General features: G+C 53.8%; 21 protein-coding genes and 1 pseudogene. 14 read left to right on the top strand and 8 right to left on the bottom strand.

What is annotated here, in order from left to right:
* Nucleotides 1-395 precede the first annotated feature (395 nt).
* Complete coding sequence (locus ACYX4J_RS18120; protein ID WP_413664405.1) at nt 396-1,595, top strand: pyridoxal phosphate-dependent aminotransferase; 1,200 nt, start codon at nt 396-398, stop codon at nt 1,593-1,595.
* 139 nt (nt 1,596-1,734) lie between these two features.
* Complete coding sequence (locus tag ACYX4J_RS18115) at nt 1,735-2,211, top strand: Lrp/AsnC family transcriptional regulator (protein ID WP_108731811.1); 477 nt, start codon at nt 1,735-1,737, stop codon at nt 2,209-2,211.
* Between the two features lie 62 nt (nt 2,212-2,273).
* Here the strand turns inward: ACYX4J_RS18115 and tnpA are convergent.
* The 3 genes and pseudogenes from tnpA to ACYX4J_RS18100 form a co-directional block, all read right to left on the bottom strand.
* A pseudogene (gene tnpA / locus ACYX4J_RS18110) lies at nt 2,274-2,708 on the bottom strand (IS200/IS605 family transposase).
* Between the two features lie 160 nt (nt 2,709-2,868).
* Nucleotides 2,869-3,918 carry a HupE/UreJ family protein gene (locus ACYX4J_RS18105; protein WP_476178668.1) on the bottom strand — a complete coding sequence of 350 codons (1,050 nt, stop codon included), beginning with the start codon at nt 3,916-3,918 and terminating at the stop codon, nt 2,869-2,871.
* Complete coding sequence (locus ACYX4J_RS18100; RefSeq protein ID WP_476177249.1) at nt 3,918-4,775, bottom strand: peptidylprolyl isomerase; 858 nt, start codon at nt 4,773-4,775, stop codon at nt 3,918-3,920. Before ACYX4J_RS18100 ends, ACYX4J_RS18105 begins: the two co-directional genes overlap by 1 nt.
* A gap of 230 nt (nt 4,776-5,005) precedes the next feature.
* Here ACYX4J_RS18100 and ACYX4J_RS18095 point away from each other — a divergent pair, with 230 nt between their 5' ends.
* Nucleotides 5,006-5,410 carry a DUF4345 family protein gene (locus ACYX4J_RS18095; protein ID WP_282934243.1) on the top strand — a complete coding sequence of 135 codons (405 nt, stop codon included), beginning with the start codon at nt 5,006-5,008 and terminating at the stop codon, nt 5,408-5,410.
* A 68-nt stretch (nt 5,411-5,478) separates the two neighbouring features.
* Here the strand turns inward: ACYX4J_RS18095 and ACYX4J_RS18090 are convergent, their stop codons facing one another.
* From ACYX4J_RS18090 to ACYX4J_RS18070, 5 genes are all read right to left on the bottom strand, one after another.
* On the bottom strand, nt 5,479-6,309 hold the full coding sequence (locus ACYX4J_RS18090; protein WP_476177248.1) for a sterol desaturase family protein: 831 nt from the start codon (nt 6,307-6,309) through the stop codon (nt 5,479-5,481).
* A 178-nt stretch (nt 6,310-6,487) separates the two neighbouring features.
* Nucleotides 6,488-7,555 carry a helix-turn-helix transcriptional regulator gene (locus ACYX4J_RS18085; RefSeq protein ID WP_413664408.1) on the bottom strand — a complete coding sequence of 356 codons (1,068 nt, stop codon included), beginning with the start codon at nt 7,553-7,555 and terminating at the stop codon, nt 6,488-6,490.
* A 3-nt stretch (nt 7,556-7,558) separates the two neighbouring features.
* Nucleotides 7,559-8,080: a lytic transglycosylase domain-containing protein gene (locus tag ACYX4J_RS18080; RefSeq protein WP_476177247.1), complete on the bottom strand. Its 522-nt coding sequence runs from the start codon at nt 8,078-8,080 to the stop codon at nt 7,559-7,561.
* A 167-nt stretch (nt 8,081-8,247) separates the two neighbouring features.
* Nucleotides 8,248-9,975, bottom strand: coding sequence for a proline--tRNA ligase (locus ACYX4J_RS18075; protein WP_476177246.1), 1,728 nt, complete (start codon nt 9,973-9,975; stop codon nt 8,248-8,250).
* 214 nt (nt 9,976-10,189) lie between these two features.
* Nucleotides 10,190-10,588 carry an HU family DNA-binding protein gene (locus ACYX4J_RS18070; protein ID WP_282934239.1) on the bottom strand — a complete coding sequence of 133 codons (399 nt, stop codon included), beginning with the start codon at nt 10,586-10,588 and terminating at the stop codon, nt 10,190-10,192.
* Nucleotides 10,589-10,875: 287 nt separating this feature from the next.
* Here ACYX4J_RS18070 and ACYX4J_RS18065 point away from each other — a divergent pair, with 287 nt between their 5' ends.
* The 11 genes from ACYX4J_RS18065 (at nt 10,876) to tolB (ending at nt 19,900) form a co-directional block, all read left to right on the top strand.
* Nucleotides 10,876-11,148: an FmdB family zinc ribbon protein gene (locus ACYX4J_RS18065; RefSeq protein ID WP_282934238.1), complete on the top strand. Its 273-nt coding sequence runs from the start codon at nt 10,876-10,878 to the stop codon at nt 11,146-11,148.
* Nucleotides 11,149-11,225: 77 nt separating this feature from the next.
* Complete coding sequence (aspS, locus tag ACYX4J_RS18060; protein WP_476177245.1) at nt 11,226-13,004, top strand: aspartate--tRNA ligase; 1,779 nt, start codon at nt 11,226-11,228, stop codon at nt 13,002-13,004.
* 105 nt (nt 13,005-13,109) lie between these two features.
* Entirely contained in the window at nt 13,110-13,853 is a 744-nt protein-coding gene (locus ACYX4J_RS18055; protein WP_282934236.1) for a YebC/PmpR family DNA-binding transcriptional regulator, read from the top strand.
* Between the two features lie 150 nt (nt 13,854-14,003).
* Complete coding sequence (ruvC, locus tag ACYX4J_RS18050; protein ID WP_444914738.1) at nt 14,004-14,531, top strand: crossover junction endodeoxyribonuclease RuvC; 528 nt, start codon at nt 14,004-14,006, stop codon at nt 14,529-14,531.
* A 57-nt stretch (nt 14,532-14,588) separates the two neighbouring features.
* On the top strand, nt 14,589-15,200 hold the full coding sequence (gene ruvA / locus ACYX4J_RS18045) for a Holliday junction branch migration protein RuvA (RefSeq protein WP_282934234.1): 612 nt from the start codon (nt 14,589-14,591) through the stop codon (nt 15,198-15,200).
* A 23-nt stretch (nt 15,201-15,223) separates the two neighbouring features.
* Complete coding sequence (gene ruvB / locus ACYX4J_RS18040) at nt 15,224-16,243, top strand: Holliday junction branch migration DNA helicase RuvB (protein ID WP_476177244.1); 1,020 nt, start codon at nt 15,224-15,226, stop codon at nt 16,241-16,243.
* A gap of 12 nt (nt 16,244-16,255) precedes the next feature.
* On the top strand, nt 16,256-16,660 hold the full coding sequence (gene ybgC, locus ACYX4J_RS18035) for a tol-pal system-associated acyl-CoA thioesterase (RefSeq protein ID WP_282934233.1): 405 nt from the start codon (nt 16,256-16,258) through the stop codon (nt 16,658-16,660).
* A 4-nt stretch (nt 16,661-16,664) separates the two neighbouring features.
* Nucleotides 16,665-17,354: a protein TolQ gene (tolQ, locus tag ACYX4J_RS18030; RefSeq protein WP_108731827.1), complete on the top strand. Its 690-nt coding sequence runs from the start codon at nt 16,665-16,667 to the stop codon at nt 17,352-17,354.
* A gap of 20 nt (nt 17,355-17,374) precedes the next feature.
* Nucleotides 17,375-17,806 carry a protein TolR gene (gene tolR / locus ACYX4J_RS18025; RefSeq protein ID WP_282934232.1) on the top strand — a complete coding sequence of 144 codons (432 nt, stop codon included), beginning with the start codon at nt 17,375-17,377 and terminating at the stop codon, nt 17,804-17,806.
* Between the two features lie 7 nt (nt 17,807-17,813).
* The gene (gene tolA, locus ACYX4J_RS18020) at nt 17,814-18,608 is read left to right on the top strand and encodes a cell envelope integrity protein TolA (protein WP_476177243.1); all 795 of its coding nucleotides are present in this window, start codon (nt 17,814-17,816) and stop codon (nt 18,606-18,608) included.
* The gene (gene tolB / locus ACYX4J_RS18015) at nt 18,605-19,900 is read left to right on the top strand and encodes a Tol-Pal system beta propeller repeat protein TolB (RefSeq protein ID WP_444912140.1); all 1,296 of its coding nucleotides are present in this window, start codon (nt 18,605-18,607) and stop codon (nt 19,898-19,900) included. Before tolA ends, tolB begins: the two co-directional genes overlap by 4 nt.
* The last annotated feature ends 87 nt before the right edge of the window (nt 19,901-19,987 follow it).

Here is a 19,987-nt window from a genome sequence, read left to right as displayed (position 1 = left end):
GTGAAAACTTGAGGGAGATTGCTGCGAGTCAGGTGAAAGGGGCATGGGGAGCGGACGGGATGTCAAAAAAGAACATCGTAATGAAGCTTTGCCCATAGCCCTGGGTTTTTCCTGGCTCAGGTTAATAGTGTTCAATTGCAGTGGGATGGAGTGATACCTTGCTTAAGTTTTACTCATTACTCGCTCTCTTTGGGGCGCCAGGATCGACCTGAGTAACTGAGACTAAAAATCTATTTCTAGTCGCGATCCACGCGAACACACTGGCCCCCGCATTATCTGCGGGAATACCTGAGAAAAGCTCCCTCTAATGCGAAATTGACGGTCATATAGCGGCACCGATTACCCAGATGGTTGTTACCTTAGCCCCTATAAATGGCTGCTAAATAGTGAAAAACGTGACAAATTTTACCCCCAGGTTCAGCTTGCAAAGTGAGGCTTTGAATGGTGAGGACGCCAATGTTTGGGCTGTGAGTGACCGGGCTCACGATCTCGCCAATAAAGGGGAGGATGTCATCTTTCTCTGTGTAGGTGATCCCAACTTTGACACCCCCGAGCCGATCCTCGACTTTGCCCGCGCTCGCCTGGGAGTGGGGCGCACCCACTATTCCCCTGCCGCCGGGGAGCCAATGTTGCGCAGGGCTATCGCGGACATCGAGAGCAAGGTCTCTCCCCACCCTTGTAACCCGGATGATGTTGTTGTTTTCCCCGGTGGAACCAACGCGATCTACGCAGTACTTGCCTGCCTGCTAAACCCCGGTGAGGAGATAGTAATTCCCGAGCCGATGTATATCGGCTATGTCCCCATTTGTGATGCCTTGCGCCTCTCCGTAAAACGGGTGACCTGCCCGGCGGAGACTAATTTCGCTTTTGATGTCGATGCTATCAAGGCCTCCATCAGCGAGCAGACCAAGGTCGTTATGATCAATACGCCGGTAAACCCGACTGGCGCGATGGCTACCCCTGAACAATTGCGCGAGTTGGCGGCATACTGCCGCGAGCGCAATATTTGGCTGGTATGTGATGAAGTTTATTCAATGATCACCTTTGCCCGCCGCCACACCTCTCTGCGTACGGCTGCGGAGTCGCTGGATAATATTGTTGTGGTTGATGGCTTGTCCAAATCCCACGCCATGAGTGGCTGGCGCCTGGGGTGGGCAGTGGCTCGTGGTCCCCTGGTAGATCGTTTGATTGCTTTTGCAGGGGCGACAATTTTTGGCTGCCCTCAGTTCATCCAGGAGGCTGCAGCCTTTGCCCTGGAGTTTGATAGCTACTTCGTGAAGCAGATGCGGGATGCCTATCAGCAGCGTCGAGACCTGATTGTTGAGAGGATTGGTCAGATACCAGGCTTGAGTTGCTACAGTCCTGAGGCTGGGATGTTTGTTATGGTGGATGTCTCCAAGGTATCCAGCTCCGGGCAAACCTTCGCTGAAGCCCTTTTGGATGCTGAGCGGGTCTCGGTACTGCCTGGCGCGCCCTTTGGTAGCAGTTCAGTGAATCATGTTCGCCTCACCCTGGCGGCTGATGAGGCTGAGTTGTCGCGGGCCTTGGATCGCATTGAACAGTTCGTCACCAGTGGTAACCGCCAGGCCGGTTAGGCCTTTGCCGGGAGGCTGGTTGTCGCCAAAATCGCCTTTGAAGTGATGACAAGTTTCCCATGCCGGTGGCTGTAATGTTTATGCCACCGGCGAATACCGCTATCCTTGCCCCCTTTCAGATTCAAAAGAAAATAGCTCCGTGAAAATTGACCGGCATAATTTGCGTATTTTGCAGGCCCTGCAATCAAACGCACGTACAAGTAACCTGAATTTGAGTGAAAAAATTGGATTATCGGAAAGTGCCTGCCTGGCCCGGGTTAAACGCCTGACCAGTGAGCGCTATATCCGCGAGTTCTTTGCCGAGATAAACCTGGATAAAGTTCGGCATGCAGAGTTTTATGTAAACGTTGCGCTTAAGCGGCAGGATGCCCGTACCAGTGAGAACTTTCGCCGCATTATTAGCGATATTCCACAGATTGTTTCCTGTGTGAAGATGTCTGGTGAGTTCGACTATATGCTGCATTTCGTCTGCCCGGACGCAGCAGATTTTAATCGGGTCTCAGAGCAGTTGTTGGCCAATGAAGAGGCGGCGATTTCCCGTATGACTTCTCATTTGGTGATTGAGAAAACCAAGCCTTTTACCGGCTATCCACTGGAACTCTTGTTTCAGGACTGAGCCTTAAATCAGCAACCACCCGCATAGCGGGTGGTATGGTGAAAGCCCCCAGAGGGGGCTATTTACAACCCCGCCAGTTGCATCTGCACTTGCCGGCGTTCTTCAACCTCTTGATGCTTGATGTACTCTCGAATCATCTGCTCATCAAGACCTACTGTGCTCACTCAGTAACCCTGAGCCCAAAAGTGTCTTCCTGTGAAATTTCTCTGCACATGCCTGTACTTCCGAAATATCTGGATCGCAGATTTCCCTTTCAGAAAACCAACCGTATTGGAAACACTTAACCTTGGAGGAATCATTAACAACATATGAATGTGATTCCTCATTGCGTACCCCTCGACCAACTCAATACCTTTTTGACGACATAAGTCTCGGAATATTGCTCCAATCTCATGTCTCAATGCTCCAAATAACGCATTCTTTCTATACTTGGGCACAAATGCCACATGGTACCTGCAATAATGTTTCACGTGAGCATGGCACTGCCAATCTCGCATATGGCCTCCTTAAAGAACTTGCCGGTTCATGGAGGCCATATTTTACTCTGCACGCCGGAACGGCGGAGCCTTGTCTAGTCTCACCGCCTGAGGCGGTGGTTTACCTATTTGTTAATTAACCGGTGCCCGTGATTTGCAGGGCGCCGGTTAATGTTCTCTGTTATGGGAAAACAATAAGCAGGCTGCGCTCAATCACCCAGTAGCAGGCAATGCCCCCCAGCGTATACGCGACCACCGTAGCGACTGGTATTCCGATACCTCCACCTTCCCCGAAAGAGTATTGTTCGCGGTTCCGAATGGCATACCCTGGCCAGTGTTTAAGGAGCTTTTGATACAAGTTGATAACTGCAAGAGCTGCGGTGATAAATACTAATTGCCCCACTTCCACACCGAGATTAAAAGTCAGTAATGCCTGTGGAATAGCCCCCTGGGGAAGCCCAATTTCTCCCAGTACACCGGCAAAACCTAAACCGTGTAAAAGTCCAAAAGCAAAGGCAATTGCCCATGGGTAGCGACTGGTCAAACTGAAAACACCATGCCCCTGGCGTACAGTTTCTCTGGCTGCCAGTAAAATACTGAGGGCGATAATCGCCTCCACTGGCGCTGATGGCAGATGGATATAGCCCAGTACGGCAGCTGCCAAGGTAATACTGTGGGCGATAGTGAAAGCAGTGATAGTGCCGATCAGCTGGCGAAGGCTTTGTTTAAGTAAGATCAGGGCCAAAACGAACAGTAAGTGATCGACACCGAGAAGAATATGTTCAACGCCCAGCACAAAGTAAGTTTGAGCGACTTGGAACTCGCTGGCGGGTTGGTCAAGGGTCCATTCTGGCTGGTCTGGTGTCAGTCGGATAACTTGCTCACGCCCATCTAACCAGGAGATCCGCACTAGCGCATCGGTCATAGTGCTCTGTAGGCCATCGATATGAATAGATAGCTGTTGTAGCTCCCTGGGGTGATGGATGGTCCAGTACTCTGTGTAGTAGCCGTTACTTATTTGCGCTCTGGGTTGGCTTAGGGGGGAGGCAGCTTGGTCCAAATGGACATTCAGAGCGAGGCGAAGATCGCCTTGTGCGGGCAATCGCCAAAGTACTTTAAATAATTGTGCATTAACTTGAGTGATGCCGAGATATGCCGGGCGCAGTTCGTGGGCAGATAGTATTGGAGTAAAGCTGAGGAGCAGAATGAACAGGAGTGGCCGGATGTGCATCACTTGACGGCAACCTCGGCTGAGAAGTTATCTGGCTTGTGGACAGTGACCTCGTAGTTTTTACGGTACTGGAGATACTGTTCCTGCAGAATCTTCTTTTGCGCCTGGGATTGCCAATCATTTAGTACGCGGCTGCGTATTTCAGCCAATGCCGGTAGCTGGGTGGACTTGATTTCCTCAAGGAGGACCAGGTGATCGCCAAAGGTTGAGCGGACTGGACCACTCCACTTGCCAACAGGCAGCTTGGACAATTGAGCGGAAAATCCTAGCCCAAATTGCCTGTCTATTCGTGGCTCTGAAGTGTCGATAAAAGCAGCTGGCAGTAGGGTTGAGTCTCCAATCATTGGCGAAGCCTGACCGCTGTTTAGCTGCATAAGTAAGTCGTTAAAATCACGTGAATCTGATGAGGCCAGATCCACTGAGAAAAATCGTTGTTGGAAAGATAGGGTGGGGGGAAGCTGGTATTTATCGGCCTGGCCTTGAAGGAATTTCTCCAATACTTGATCGCCTGGGTCTTGAGTGTCAGCGAAATTACGCGCCGTAAGTTCCATTTTCATTCGCAGGCGGCGGCGGATTACCGTGTCGTTCTCGGCTAATCCCAGGGCAAGCGCTTCCCTATAAAGTATTTCCTCTCTTAGGTAATTCTGAATAAGTTGCTCCAACTCGCTATCAGTGGGGTACCTGTGCCACTTGCGCTCAAACACCGAACGTAGATGTTCGACGCGCCCCTCGCTGATAACAATTTCTTGTGCAGGCGATTCCAGGATTTCTCCCAATCCCAATAGGATTAGGGCGATCGCAATAAAATACAGCAGGGGCTCTTTCGCCAATGACTTGAGGAAGGTAGTGGCATTCAAAAGCGCGGCCCTTATTTTGGAGTGGGTCGGAGTTGCGCTGTGGATTCTAATTATGGAAAGACATTCTCAGTTTGCCAGTAAGAAAATATTGATAAATCCATCTCTTTGTACCAAATTGGTGAATTGTTCCGGCGTATGGCGGGGTGTGGCTCATATATACTGTGACAGTACTCCAAAGCGGTGTTCCCCTTGTATAGGGGTGAGTAACAGAAATTAGAGGGGAGAATCGATTGAAATATTTGGGAAGAGTCTATTTGACACTCAATCTATTGGTTTTTGCTTCTATTGGCCTCTGGGCCCTGTTTAAACCGCAGAGCCTTGCGAATGAAGTGGATTTTTCATTTGATACCCCCGAAGCCATGCCCGAGTTTATGGCCACTTATGGCGGGTTTATGTTGGCTATCGCGGTGATTCTGCTGGTGGCTTTGGCTATGCGCCCGCACCGCAGGGTTGCTTACGCTGCGATGTCTATCGCCTATATCGGCTTCGCTCTTGGGCGCCTCTACGGAATGTTATTTATCAGTGGTTTTGACCAGCGCAATTTAGTGCTTTTTGCTATCGAAGTCGTCTTTGTGATCTGGGGACTTTACTGTTACCGAGAATCCCGCTGGTTGCCTTTGCAACATGGCCATTAACACGGTTGTTACGGCTAGTAGAAAGGAGCCGGGGGAACCCCGGCACCTATTTAAGTAATTTGAGTGGGTTAAGCGTGAGCTTTTGCGCCTTCTGCTGCGCTGTTGTCTATTTCCATCTCTTTTTCTCCCCCGTGTAATTGCCCATCCACCGCTTGCCGGAAGACTTGCTTGTAGTCCTTAAATTCTGTGCTCATCCAGCGATCCCACCAAGTGAAGTAAAAGCCGTAGTTGCCCTGGAAGCGCTGGTGGTGCAAGTCGTGGTGAGTCGTGGTGGTGAGCCTGTCCATAGGGCCGTCGACCCAGCTGCGGGGGTGGAACTCGCGGCCAGTGTGCAGCATGGCGTTGCGGAAGATGCTGATAAATAAAAAGGTGAACCAAATAGTTGGATTAAGCGGCAGTATCAGGGCAATAAGGGGAGAGAAAGCGCCCATCAGGACCGCTTCACCTACGGAAAAACTGTATGCCGTCCAGGGCGTGGGTGTTCTGGACTGATGGTGTAGGCGGTGGAAGTGTTTAAACACCTTGGGATGGTGCATACCTCGGTGGGTCCAGTAAAAATAAGCGTCGTGGATCAAAATCACTACTGGCAGGCTGGCAATACTCCACCAGAGTGGATAATCGCTCCACTGCCAGTAAAATTTGGTTAGTCCCAGATCGTGCATCATGGTGGTAATAACCCCTACCAGGGTAAAGATACACACCGTTAATAGTGAATAACTCACCTCCCGCCGAATATCTTTCCACTCGGCACGACGCTTTTGGATACGGCGCCGGTTCATCCAGGTGCGAAATAGCCAGCCGGCCAAAATACTCATTACTGAAGCGGCCAGCACATAGCGAAATAAACTCAACTGGAAATGTTTGGCTCCGTCCTGGGATATGTCGACTAAAAAATCCATATTCTCACCATCATTATTCTTCTATTGAAGGGAGACTCACCGGTGTTAAATCGGGTCTCGGTGAGCCGGGCACGCAGCGGGAAAATCGCTTTCACCGCGCTCCCAGTCTGGGAGCCTTTTACTTTGCGGGCTTACGGAATATGAAAAAATGCTGACGGATTCTTTCAGGAGAGGAGATTCAGGCGGGCAGCTTTTCCCGGCGGTACTCAGTGGGAGTTTGGCTGTGACGGCGCTTGAAAGCAGCGTTAAATGGGCTCAAGGAGCGATAGCCGATGTCCAGAGCAATGGTGAGTACTGGCAAATGGGCCTGCTCCGGGTCTGCCAACCGGTTGCTGGCCTCATCAATACGAAACTGATTTAGGTATTCGTTAAAATTGCGATAACCCAGATGGCGATTAATCAGCACACGCAGCACATGTTCGCGAATATCCAACTGCTCCGCGAGCTCCCTGATGGTGAGTCCGGTGTGGCGATAACCACCGTTGTGCATATGTTCCTGTAATTTTTGCAGCTGGGTTTGCTGTTGTTCATCCAGTTCGGGTGGCGGAGCTAAAGGCTGTTCTTCCTCCTCCGGCTCGCTCCTCTTCGGGCGCGGCAGGGATTCTCCCAGAGCGCTGGGGGAAAGGGCCAGCAACCATAGGCAGGCAACCAGTGACAACAGGCTGGCAAATAGCGCGTGCAGTGTCGGTACACCGTTGGGAAGCGGGCGGTAGGCAAAGATGGATTCTGCGCCAATTACCACCAGCATATAGGCGCCGACGGCGATAAGTAGGGTTGTGCGCAGGCGTCGGCGCTCTGCGACCAGGTCTAGGTGAAACTGCCGTTGTAGTGTCAGTAGGCCGAGGCTGATTAAACCGAGTTTGAGTAGCTGCGAAAGGGTAAATAGTGGGGATTGTTGATCTGACGTCAATGGCAATGGTGCGTGGTAGGCGACTATGCCGATGACCAGGGTAATACCAATCGGGATCCAGCCCCACAGGGGAAAAGGCTCTTCCTCGCGGCATAACAGGTGAGTAAACAGCCAAAAAATTGCGGGAATCAGAGTAATTGGCAGGTTAAGCAAGAGCGCAGTAGGTCCACTCAATTGTGGCAGGATGGGCCAGAGTAAATAGCAGATCACGGCTATCAGCAGGGCCAGTAAGCAGCGCCCGGCAACAAGCCGGTAGTGATGTATTGCAACCTTGGTTGCCGCCAATAAAAGAAGAGCGCATGCGCCGCCGGAGAAAAATAAGTAGCCGGCGGTCATCGTTTATCTCCAGCGCTCGGCCCAGGCATCCAGGACCTTGCTGCTATAAGTATGGCGGCCGTAGCTACCATTGTAATAGGCGAGGGCGTTGGCTAGATTGCCTTTGGCTTTCTTGATGTAGTGTTTAAGAATGGTACAGCCGTACCTTAGATTGGTATCCATATCGATCAGGTTATCGTCGGGCCGACCGATTTCATTTTTCCAGAACGGCATTACCTGCATCATGCCCAGAGCGCCAACTCGGGATATCGCATAGGGGTCAAAAGCACTCTCAATCTGGATAACCGCCAATACGATTTCCGGGCGCAGCCCAGCCCGAGTTGCCTCCCGGTGGACGGCTTTCAGCACGTGCATCCGCCGCTTGGGATCTTTGATATAGCGGGACAGAGGCTGGGATTTAGACATTAGCCACACTTCCGCATCGAAGCGGTCCACAAAGCTGTCGGCCTGGGTAACTGCGTCCTGCAGGGCGAGGCGCAACTCCGGGTTCGATCTCGGCTCTACTGCTTTGAGCCTGGGCGGCACAGCAGGTAAGGCAGAGCAACAAGAGGGCGGTGGCTTTTTTTATCATGGGGTGATTCTACGAAAAGCCCGGCAAAATGGGCAGCGTGATTTTGTGACGCCGCCGATAAAAAGCACTTTTGCCGTAAGAGGTCCCGGCCTGCTTGGGGGCAGACCGGGCGGCTCGACAATTACTGATTAAATTTTTCCAATAACACTTCTTCGAGCTGGGATACGGCAAACTCCTGGCTTTCTGCATCTCCGCGACCTTTATATTCCACCACACCTTTTTCCAGGCCGCGATCGCCGATAACAATGCGGTGGGGAATGCCGATCAGCTCCACATCGGCGAGCATAGCGCCCAGTCGCGCTTTGGCTTCGTCCATCAGCAATACATCAATACCCTTGCTGCGCAGGGACTCATACAGGTGCTCGCACTTTTCCCTTACCACATCGCTCTTGTGCATATTGATTGGCACAATCGCCAGCTGGAAAGGTGCAATCGCAGTGGGCCAGATAATCCCTGAGTCGTCGTGGTTCTGCTCAATGGCCGCAGCAACGATACGGGAAACGCCGATGCCATAGCAGCCCATGGACATAACCTGCTCTTTACCGTTTTCATCCAGTACTGTGGCATTCATAGCGCGGCTGTATTTGTCGCCTAACTGGAAAATGTGGCCGACCTCGATGCCCCGTTTGATTTCCAGGGTGCCCTGGCCATCGGGGCTGGCGTCGCCTGCCACTACATTGCGCAGGTCTTCGATGCGGCCCAACTCAACATCGCGACCCCAGTTCACACCGGTTAAGTGGTAGTCATCGCGATTGGCGCCGCAGATAAAGTCCGCCAGGTGCGCTGCAGAGCGATCCACAACAGTCTCGATCTTTATGCCCACCGGGCCCAGGGAGCCAATGTTGCAACTGAGTTCTTCGGCGATGCGCTCTTCCGAGGCGAACTGAATGGGGCTGGCGATTCCAGCCAGTTTCTCTGCTTTTAATTCGTTCAGCTCGTGATCGCCGCGCAGTACCAGGGCAATTAATGGAGCGGTTTCACCCTCTTCACACTCGCCCAGAACAATCAGGGTTTTTACTGAGTGGGCGGGATTACTTTTCAAAAACTCGCGGACATCGGCGATGGTTTTTTGGTTCGGCGTATGAACTTCCTGCATTTCCTGTGACGGAGCAGGGCGCTCGCCAGCTGGGGCAACCGCTTCTGCCAATTCGACATTGGCGGCGTAGCGGGATTCTGTGGAGAAGGCGATATCGTCTTCGCCGCTCTGCGCCAGCACGTGGAATTCGTGAGAGCTGGAGCCACCGATTGAACCGGTGTCTGCCAGTACCGGGCGGTAGTCCAGGCCAATGCGCTCAAAAATCTGGCAGTAGGCGCCGTGCATAATATCGTAGGTTTCCTGCAGGGAGTCCTCGTTCACGTGGAAGGAGTAAGCATCCTTCATGGTGAATTCGCGCGCGCGCATTACGCCAAAGCGCGGACGGATTTCATCGCGGAATTTAGTCTGCACCTGGTAGAAATTGGCGGGCAACTGCTTATAGCTATTGATTTCACCGCGGATCAGGTCGGTGATGACTTCCTCGTGGGTCGGGCCCAGGCAGAAGTCATTGTTGTGGCGATCCTTGATGCGCAGGAGTTCGGGGCCGTACTGCTGCCAGCGGCCGGACTCTTCCCAAAGCTCTGCCGGCTGCACGACCGGCATCAGTACTTCCAGGGAGCCAGCGCGGTCCATCTCTTCGCGAACAATGCGCTCGACTTTGCGCAACACCCGCAACCCGGTGGGCAGCCAGGTGTAGAGACCTGAAGACAGACGGCGGATCATGCCGGCACGCAGCATCAGCTGATGGCTGATCACCACTGCGTCGTTGGGAGTTTCTTTTTGGGTTGCGATGAGATAACGAGATGCGCGCATAGGAATTATATGGATTCTATTACGGGTAAGCTGGCTATTTTACGCTATTCGCTGGGCAATAAATATTGCCTGGGGGCAGTATTGCCTCAATGCGGATTGCCTTTTGCTATACCGGGATATCTATTTAGCAGGTGCCTGGGCACTGGCTTGGAATGGGAGTGAATAAAAAACCCCGCATAAGCGGGGTTTTTAAGCTGAGGCTTTACAGAGTGTATTAGTTCTCTGCCATTTCCTTCAGCTTCTTCAGTGGGCGAACTTTAACCTGGATGCTGGCAGGCTTCGCCTTGAAGGTAGTCTCTTCACCGGTGAACGGGTTGATACCCTTGCGAGCTTTCTTAGCCGGCTTTTTCACGGTGGTGATTTTCATCAGGCCGGGCAGGGTGAATTCGCCAACTGCGCGCTTCTTGATGTGGCCTTCGATGATATCGTTCAGCTCGTCCAGAACAGATTGAACCTGCTTGCGGGACAGCTCAGTGCTTTCTGCAATCTGATTAAGTACTTGAGTCTTAGTGTACTTTTCCTTGATTGCTTTTACTTTCTTGGCCGGTGCAGCTTTGGCCGCAGCTTTCTTTGCCGGGGCCTTTTTAGTAGCAGCTTTCTTGGAGACAGCCATGGCTTACTTCCTTCTTTGTTGTTCGGTATATATCCGGTAAAAGTGTGTTTTTTCTCCCGCTGCGCTGCATCCGTTACGGGTGTCTCAGCGGGTGATGGGGGAAGTATATATAGTTTTTGTTCGGCCGCACGAAGAAATACTAGAAAAATAGTGCTTTTTTTACATTTTTTAGCCTCACGTCGCCTTTATGGGACGCTTTACCCAGGGAAAAGACCCGTGCAGCTTCTTACCTCTGTAGGCCTCATGTATACTCTCTCCCCCTTTTTTTAAGCACCAGGTACTGTGTAATGCCGATATATGAATACCAGTGCAATGCCTGCGGCCATGAAATGGAAGCTTTGCAGCGGATGAGCGATGACCCGCTCAAAGACTGCCCAGCTTGCGAGAAGGCCGAGCTGCGCAAGAAAATCTCAGCGGCTGGATTTCGCCTGAAGGGCGCCGGTTGGTATGAGACTGATTTTAAAACTGGTAGCAAGAAAAACCTCGCTGGCGGTGACTCTGCCAACAGTGGTAAGGCCAAAAGCGACAAGTCTGGCACAGCGGCGGCAAAGACGGCCTAGGCGAGCTGTGCGGGGCTGTCCGTGCGGTGTACCCTCTAACTAATCTTTTCACCTATCGATAACGGGAATTTTCATCCATGCGCAGCGATTACTGTGGCGTCCTTCGTTCTGCGGACATTGACCGCGTAGTAACCCTCTGTGGCTGGGTCGACCGCCGCCGCGATCACGGCGGAGTGATTTTTATCGACCTGCGCGACCGCGAGGGAATTGTACAGGTGGTGTTCGACCCCGATGCGGCCGAACACTTCGAGATGGCCGATCGCGTGCGCAGCGAATATGTGCTTAAAGTGACAGGTCGTGTGCGCGCCCGTGCCCCAGAGGCCGTGAATCCCAATATGGTGACCGGTGAAGTTGAGGTTTACGGTACAGAGCTGGAGATCCTCAATACTGCTGAGACAGTGCCTTTCCAGCTGGATGAGCACACCGAAGTGGGTGAAGATATCCGCTTGAAATACCGCTATCTGGATCTGCGCCGCAACGAAATGCAGAACAACCTGTATTTTCGTTCCAAGCTGACTACCGCAATCCGCAATTACCTGGATGAGCACGGCTTCCTCGATATCGAGACCCCAATCCTGACCCGCGCCACCCCAGAAGGTGCCCGGGATTACCTGGTGCCGAGCCGCACTCACGAGGGCAAGTTCTTCGCTCTGCCACAGTCACCACAGCTGTTTAAGCAGTTGCTGATGGTTTCTGGTTTCGATCGCTACTACCAAATCGCTAAGTGTTTCCGCGATGAGGATTTACGCGCTGATCGCCAGCCTGAATTTACCCAGATCGATATTGAGACCTCCTTCCTCGATGAAGAGGAAATCATGTCGATCACCGAGAACATGGTTCGCAAGCTGTTTAAAGAGCTTAAGGGTGTTGATCTGGGTGAATTCCCGCGCATGACCCACTACCAGGCGATGCTGCGCTACGGTTCCGACAAGCCGGACCTGCGTATTCCGTTGGAGATGGTGGAGATCAAGGACCTGATGACCGAGGTGGACTTCAAGGTATTCTCCGGGCCGGCCAATGATCCGAAGGGACGTGTTGCCGCGATTAAAGTACCTGGCGGTTGTAAGAAACTGACCCGCAAGCAGCTGGACGATTACGGCAAATTTGTCGGTATTTATGGCGCCAAGGGCCTGGCGTACATCAAGGTTAACGATCGCTCTGACCTGGAAAATGGTCTGCAGTCGCCAATCGTTAAATTCCTGACGCTTGAAACCCGTGCAGCCATTCTCGATCGCCTGCAAGCGGAAGACGGTGATGTTCTTTTCTTCGGCTCGGACAAGGCCAAGATTGTCTCTGAAGCTCTGGGTGCATTGCGCTGCAAGCTGGGTGAAGACCTGGATCTGTACACCAGCGAGTGGGCGCCTTTGTGGGTTGTCGCCTTCCCGATGTTTGAAGAAAATGACGACGGCAGCCTGACTGCGTTGCACCACCCCTTCACTGCGCCTTCCTGTACCCCGGAAGAGCTGGAAAAGAATCCGCTTGAAGCACTTTCCCGCGCTTACGATATGGTGCTTAACGGCACCGAGCTGGGCGGTGGTTCTGTTCGTATCCACGACCAGTTGATGCAGGAAGCGGTTTTCCGCATCCTGGGTATCGATGCTGAAGAGCAGCGCGAGAAGTTCGGCTTCCTGCTGGATGCACTCAAATACGGTGCGCCGCCCCACGGTGGCTTGGCCTTTGGCCTGGATCGTCTGGTGATGTTGATGACCGGCAGTGACTCTATTCGCGATGTTATCGCTTTCCCGAAAACCCAGAGCGCCGCCTGTGTGATGACAGATGCCCCGGGTGCTGTAGATGCGAAACAACTGCGTGAGCTGAGTATTCGCCTGCGACAAAAAGAAGAGAAAATCAGCTGATTTTTCCCCGATGGGCCGAGCGAAGCGGGCCCATCCAATCGTAGTGATGGGCGATTCGCTTCGCTCTTTGGCCCATCCTACGCACTGACTGAAGAGAGACGGAAAATGGCCGGACATAGTAAATGGGCCAATATTAAGCACCGCAAAGCAGCTCAGGATGCCAAGCGGGGCAAGGTCTTTACCAAGATCATTCGCGAGTTGACGGTAGCCGCCAAATCGGGGCCAAATCCGGACGATAACCCGGCGCTGCGCGCCACTATCGATAAGGCTTTGGGCGCCAATATGAAGCGCGACACCATCGACAAAGCTATCGCCCGTGGCGCCGGCAATGCGGATGGTGAAAACTACGAAGCCGTAGTTTACGAGGGCTACGGCGTTGGTGGTGTAGCGGTCCTGGTGGAGTGCCTGACTGACAACCGCAACCGCACCGTGGCTGAAGTGCGTCACGCCTTCACCAAGCGCGGTGGCAACCTCGGTACCGACGGTTCCGTTAGCTATCTGTTTACCCGCAAAGGTCAGATGTTCTACGAGACCGGAGTGGATGAAGATGCGTTGATGGACGCAGCTCTCGAAGCCGGGGCTGAGGATATCGAATCCAACGATGACGGCAGTGTTGAAGTTACCACTGAATTCCAGGACTACCTGACGGTTAAGGACGCCCTGGTTGCAGCTGGTTTTACCCCGGACAGTGCCGAAATTGCCATGATTCCGTCCACCACGATTCCGCTGGATAAAGACGGTGCTGAAAAAGTACTCGCTCTGATCGAGATGCTGGAAGACTTGGATGATGTGCAAAACGTTTACACCAATGCGGATATTCCGGCAGAGGTGATGGAGGAGCTGGGCTAAAGCCGGTTCCGTAACTGGAGGCGGCTACTGTCCCGCCTCTGGTTTTTTATCTTTTCAAGCCCTTCTTACTCCCCCTCCCTTGACGCTTCCTGTTCACCTTGGGACACTCCCACCACTATATAAACATACAGATATTTGGGGAGCTGCCTTTTGACCCGAATCCTGGGTATTGACCCCGGCTCGCGAAAAACGGGCTATGGAATTATCGATGTGGAGCGGGGCAAGGCTCGCTATGTGGCCAGCGGGGTGATTCGTATTCCCGAAGGTCCCCTGCCTGAGCGTCTCAAACTGATTTTTGATGCAGTGAGCCAGATTGCCCAGCAATACCAGCCTGCTCAGATGGCAATTGAAAATGTTTTTATGTCCAAGAGCGCCGGCTCCGCCCTGAAATTGGGACAGGCCCGGGGGGCAGCTATTGTAGCTGGGACAAATAGCGGTCTGGCAGTAGCCGAATATGAAGCTCGCAAAGTGAAGCAGGCAGTGGTCGGCAACGGAGGAGCGGATAAATTGCAGGTCCAGCACATGGTGAAAACCCTGCTGTCCCTACCTGCGTCGCCCCAGGAGGATGCCGCCGATGCGCTGGCCGTGGCTCTGTGTCATATGCATACCGAGCAAACCCTGGTATTTACCGCTGGCGGTGCGCGCAGTCGTTTTCGTCGCGGCCGCCTGAGCGTGTGATCGGCTGGTAGAATTGGCCCCGTAAAGGGCGCAGACAATATAAACCTGGAATAACACATGATTGGAAGATTGAGCGGTACCCTGGCCGCAGTGCAGCCACCTCTGTTGTTGGTGGATGTACAGGGGGTGGGCTATGAAGTGCTCGCACCCATGACCACAATTTTTGAACTGCCCGCACTGGGGCAGCCGGTACAGCTGCACACTCATTTAGCGGTATCCGAAACTGCCCAGCAGTTATATGGTTTTATTCGCGATGGGGACCGCAAATTGTTTCGCACCCTGATCAAGGTGAGTGGAGTGGGTCCCAAGATGGCCCTGGCTATTTTATCCGGGCTGGACGGCGCTGCCCTGGCCCGTTGTGTGTCGGAGGATAATGTAGCGGCGCTGGTCAAAGTCCCCGGCGTCGGTAAAAAGACTGCCGAGCGCCTGATTGTGGAGTTGAGGGATAAACTGACCCCGGATTTTGGCGACGCCAACGATATCCCCCTGATGGCCGCTGCTGCCGAGCCCAAGGTGGATCACACCGGTGAAGCGGAGAGCGCCCTGGCGGCTTTGGGTTACAAGCCCACTGAAGCCAGCAAAATGGTGGCCCGCGCCAGCAAGGAGCAGCCGGATGCCGATAGTGCAACTTTGATTCGCCTGGCCCTTAAGGGAATGGCCCCCGCTTAAGCTGAGGCCCTGGAGTTGTTGCAATGATCGAAGCCGACCGTTTGGTGGCACCGGAGCCTGTGGGCCCCTCGGGCCAGGAAGAGCAGTACAACCGCGCCGTGCGCCCCAAAACCCTGGATGATTATGTGGGTCAGCCAGTGGTGCGGGAGCAAATGGAGATCTTTATTCAGGCTGCCAAGCTGCGCAAAGAGGCCCTGGATCACACCCTGGTATTCGGACCGCCGGGGCTGGGTAAAACCACCCTGGCAAATATCATCGCCGCCGAAATGGGAGTGGCCATTAAGACCACCTCGGGCCCGGTATTGGAGAAGGCTGGCGATCTGGCTGCGTTGATGACCAACCTGGAGCCGGGGGATGTGCTGTTTATCGATGAGATCCACCGCCTCAGCCCCCATGTGGAAGAGGTACTGTATCCGGCGATGGAAGATTACCAGCTGGATATTATGATCGGCGAAGGGCCTGCGGCGCGTTCGATTAAGCTAGACCTGCCACCCTTCACATTGGTGGGAGCCACCACGAGGGCGGGCCTGCTTACCTCGCCACTGCGGGATCGCTTCGGCATCGTCCAGCGGCTTGAGTTCTACAACGTTGAGGATCTCACCAGTATTGTCCGTCGCTCCGCTGGCCTGATGGGAGTGGAGATGGATGAAGGTGGTGCTCTCGAAGTTGCTCGTCGCGCTCGGGGTACCCCCCGAATAGCCAACCGCCTGCTGCGCCGCGTGCGTGATTACGCCGAAGTTAAAGGTGATGGTGCCGTGGATTCCGGCATTGCCGATGCCGCTCTTAATATGCTCAATGTGGATTCCCGTGGTTTCGACCAGCTGGATCGCCGTATGCTATTGGCCATGATCGAGAAGTTCGATGGTGGACCGGTGGGTGTGGACAGTCTCGCTGCAGCAGTCAGTGAAGAGCGGGATACTCTGGAAGATGTGCTGGAGCCCTACCTGATTCAGCAGGGTTATATCGCCCGCACACCGCGAGGGCGAGTGGCAACCGGCCTGGCTTATGAGCACTTCGGCCTGCCGAAGCCCGATAATAAATAGAGAGAGGATGGGGTGAAGGAAGTTTTCAGTATTCCGCTGCGGGTTTATATCGAGGATACCGACGCAGGTGGTATCGTTTATTACGTCAATTATTTGAAGTATATGGAGCGCGCGCGCACAGAACTGCTGCGCTCCCTCGGGTATGATAAGCCGGCAATGCCGGAACAGGGGCTGTTACTGGTGGTGCACTCCGCCGAGATCCAGTATCGAAAGTCCGCACTTCTTGATGATGCATTGCGCGCTACGGCCTCGATTGGCAAACTGGGGCGGGCCGCAGTGACTTTTGAGCAAAAAATCTGGCGCGGCGATGAGCTAATTTGCGAAGGTGTGGTCAAAGTTGCTTGTGTCGCTGACGACAGCCGCAGGCCCTGTGCCCTGCCGGAACCTATTTATTCAGCATTAAAGGCAGTTATTTAAGAAGATGAACGCCGGTGAACAACTTTCTCTTTGGGGGCTAATCCAGAACGCCAGCCTGTTGGTACAGTTAGTTATGCTGCTGCTGTTACTGGCCTCTGTGGTGTCCTGGGTGATGATTATCCAGCGTGGGCTTTACCTGTCCCAGGCCAAGCGCTCCCTGAACAATTTCGAGCGCCGCTTTTGGTCCGGTGCCGACCTGAACAAACTCTTCCGCGAAGGTAACGAGCGAGCGGAAAAAGGCCGAACCGATGGTGTTGAGTCCCTTTTCCGCGCCGGTTTTACCGAGTTTACCCGCCTGCGCCAACAGGGCAGCAGCGGCCCTGAAGCGGTGATGGAAGGCACTGAGCGGGCCATGCGTGTGGCTATGTCCCGGGAGCAGGAAAAGGTGGAAATGAACCTGCCGTTCCTGGCAACCGTGGGCTCTGTCAGTCCTTATATCGGCCTGTTTGGCACTGTGTGGGGGATTATGAATTCCTTCCGTGGCCTCGCCACTATGCACCAGGCCACTATTGCTACGGTCGCACCTGGTATCAGTGAGGCGTTGGTGGCTACGGCTATGGGCCTGTTTGCGGCAATTCCTGCGGTAATGGCTTTTAACCGCTATTCCGCCAAGGCCGAATCGCTGTTGTCCAGCTACGAAACTTTCGCCGAGGAGTTTTCCTCTATCCTGCACCGCAAAGTGCATTCCGGCTGAGTAGTGAATAGGCGAACCCTATGAGTGTGTTTCGCAAGGGAACCAAGAAGAAGCTGGTCTCCGAGATCAATGTGGTGCCCTACATTGACGTAATGCTGGTGCTGCTAATTGTCTTTATGGTCACGGCACCATTGTTGATGCAGGGGGTCAAAGTCGACCTTCCAAACGCGCCGTCGGCGCCGATGGAGGAAACTGATGAGGAGCCGCTGATTATTTCTGTGCGCTCCGATGGCACCTATTACCTAAACCTGGGGACTGACGAGAAGAGCGCCAAGCCGCTCGCAGAAATTAAACAAACGGTCGCTAAGGTATTGCGCCAAAAGCCGGGAACCCCGGTTTTGGTGTGGGGTGACACCGAGGCCCGCTATGGCCTGATCGTCAATGCCATGACCGAACTGCAGCAGGCGGGAGCGCCCAGCGTCGGCCTGGTGACAGAGCCACCTCAGGGGTAGGGTGCCGGTGAATAAAGGCTTTTATGCATTGGCGATCATCATCAGCCTCGTGTTACACGGGGCGTTGATAGCTGCCATGACCTACGGCTGGGAAGCCAGCAGTATGCCCGAGCGCAAACCGATGCCAAAGTTTGTGCAGGCTAAGCTTGTGACGATTGAGGCGGCAACACCGAAGAAGAAACTGCCGAAAAAGGTCGATAAAATAAAACAGCGTGCTGAGCGCGAGGCGGAGCAAAAACGTAAGGCTGAGGTCGATCGTAAGCGCCGCGCAGCCCTGGAGCAGAAGAAAAAGCTCGAGGCGGAAAAGAAACGCAAAGCGAAAGTCGAAGCTGATCGCAAGGCACAGGCAGAGAAAGCCCGTCGCGAGAAAGAGCAGCAAGAAAAGGCGCGCAAAGAAAAAGAGCTGAAGGAGAAGCTGGCCCAAGAGCGCCAGAGTTCTTTTGATGAGGCCCTCCAGGATGAAGAGGAACTGCTGGATGCGAATGAGGCCGAGCAAGCGGTGATGTCCGTTGGCCAGGCGATCCAGCAGCAAATTGAGGCGGTATGGAGTCGCCCGCCCAGTGCCCGAAACGGTATGCTTACCAAGGTGAGAATAAACTTTGTCCCCACCGGCCGGGTGGTGGCAGCTAATATCGTCGAGGGCAGTGGTAATGCCGCCCTGGATCGCTCGGTACTGACCGCTATCAAAAAAGTGGAGGTATTTCCCGAAGTGGCCGACCTGGCCCGGGAAGAACCGGTGGTATTTGAGCGGGAAGTCCGCACAACTATTTTGAACTTTAAAGTCGAAGATCTGCGCCAATGATCAAGAGTTTACTGAAGACAGTCGTCATTATTGCAATCGCCTCGGTGAGCCTGGGGGCCCGAGCCCAGCTGGTGGTGGATATCACCAGCGGTATCGATGACCCCACACCGATCGCTGTGTCCCCATTCAGCTGGTCTGGTGGCGGGGTACTGGCGGAAGATGTTTCCGGGATTATTTCCTCAGACCTTCGCCGCAGTGGCCTTTTCTCCCCGGTGCCCAAGGAGGACATGCTGTCTTTCCCCAAGGCCCCGGAAGACGTGGTATTCCGCGACTGGCGTATCCTCGGCACCGAGTACATAGTGACCGGCCGCATTGAGCCGCAGGCCACCGGTTACCTGCTCACTTTTGATCTGGTCAATGTTTTCGGCCAGCACAAGATGTTCACCAAGCAAGTGCGCGGCGGCCAGACCCAGCTGCGGGATATCGCCCACCGCGCCGCCGATGAGATCTTTGAAGCTATCACCGGTATTCGCGGTGCCTTCTCCACGGAAATGGTGTACGTGCAGGAAGAGACCCGTGGCGGCAAGCCCAGCTATCTGCTGATGCGTGCGGATATCGATGGTGCTCGCGCCAAGCAGATCCGGCGTTTCAGCGCGCCGGTGATGTCTCCCATGTGGTCCCCCAATGGCCAGGAGCTCGCCTACGTCTCCTTTGAAACCGGGCGCCCGGCAATTTTTCGCGAGAACCTGCGCACGGGTGCGCGCAAGCAATTAACTAACTTCAAGGGCATCAACAGTTCGCCGACCTGGTCCCCGGATGGAACCAAACTGGCGATGGTGCTCTCCAAGGACGGCAACCCGGAGATCTACGTGTTGGATCTGGTCAGTAATAAGCTGACAAGAATGACAAGGCACTTCTCCATTGATACCGAGCCGAACTGGATGCCAGATGGTAAATCACTGGTTTTCACCTCCGATAGGGGAGGGAAGCCACAAATTTACCAATTGACTCTTGCCACTGGTCAAGTCGACCGCTTAACCTTCGATGGCGATTACAATGCGCGGCCCCGTGTTTCTCCCGATGGAAAGACACTGGTGATGGTGCATCGTAATAGGGGCGTATTTACCATCGCTACGATGGATATCAACTCGGGCAGAGTGCGTGTCCTTACGGAGACTACGCTGGACGAATCCCCTAGTATCGCGCCGAATGGGGCCATGTTGATGTACGCTACCAAACGTGGGGATAAAGGTATTCTGGCAGCGGTGTCGCTGGATGCCGGGGTGAAGTACAACCTGCCCTCTCAGAGGGGTGATGTTCGTGAACCGGCCTGGTCGCCGTACTTTGAATAAGGCGGGGGTGCCCGACGCGCTTAAGCGAAGGGTGTGAATTAGAGCAAGTAGAAATCTTTCAGGATTTTCGATAACACTATATATAAA

It is taken from the genome of Microbulbifer sp. ABM4_008, from assembly GCF_056311705.1.
This window is presented reverse-complemented; position numbering and strand designations above follow the sequence as displayed.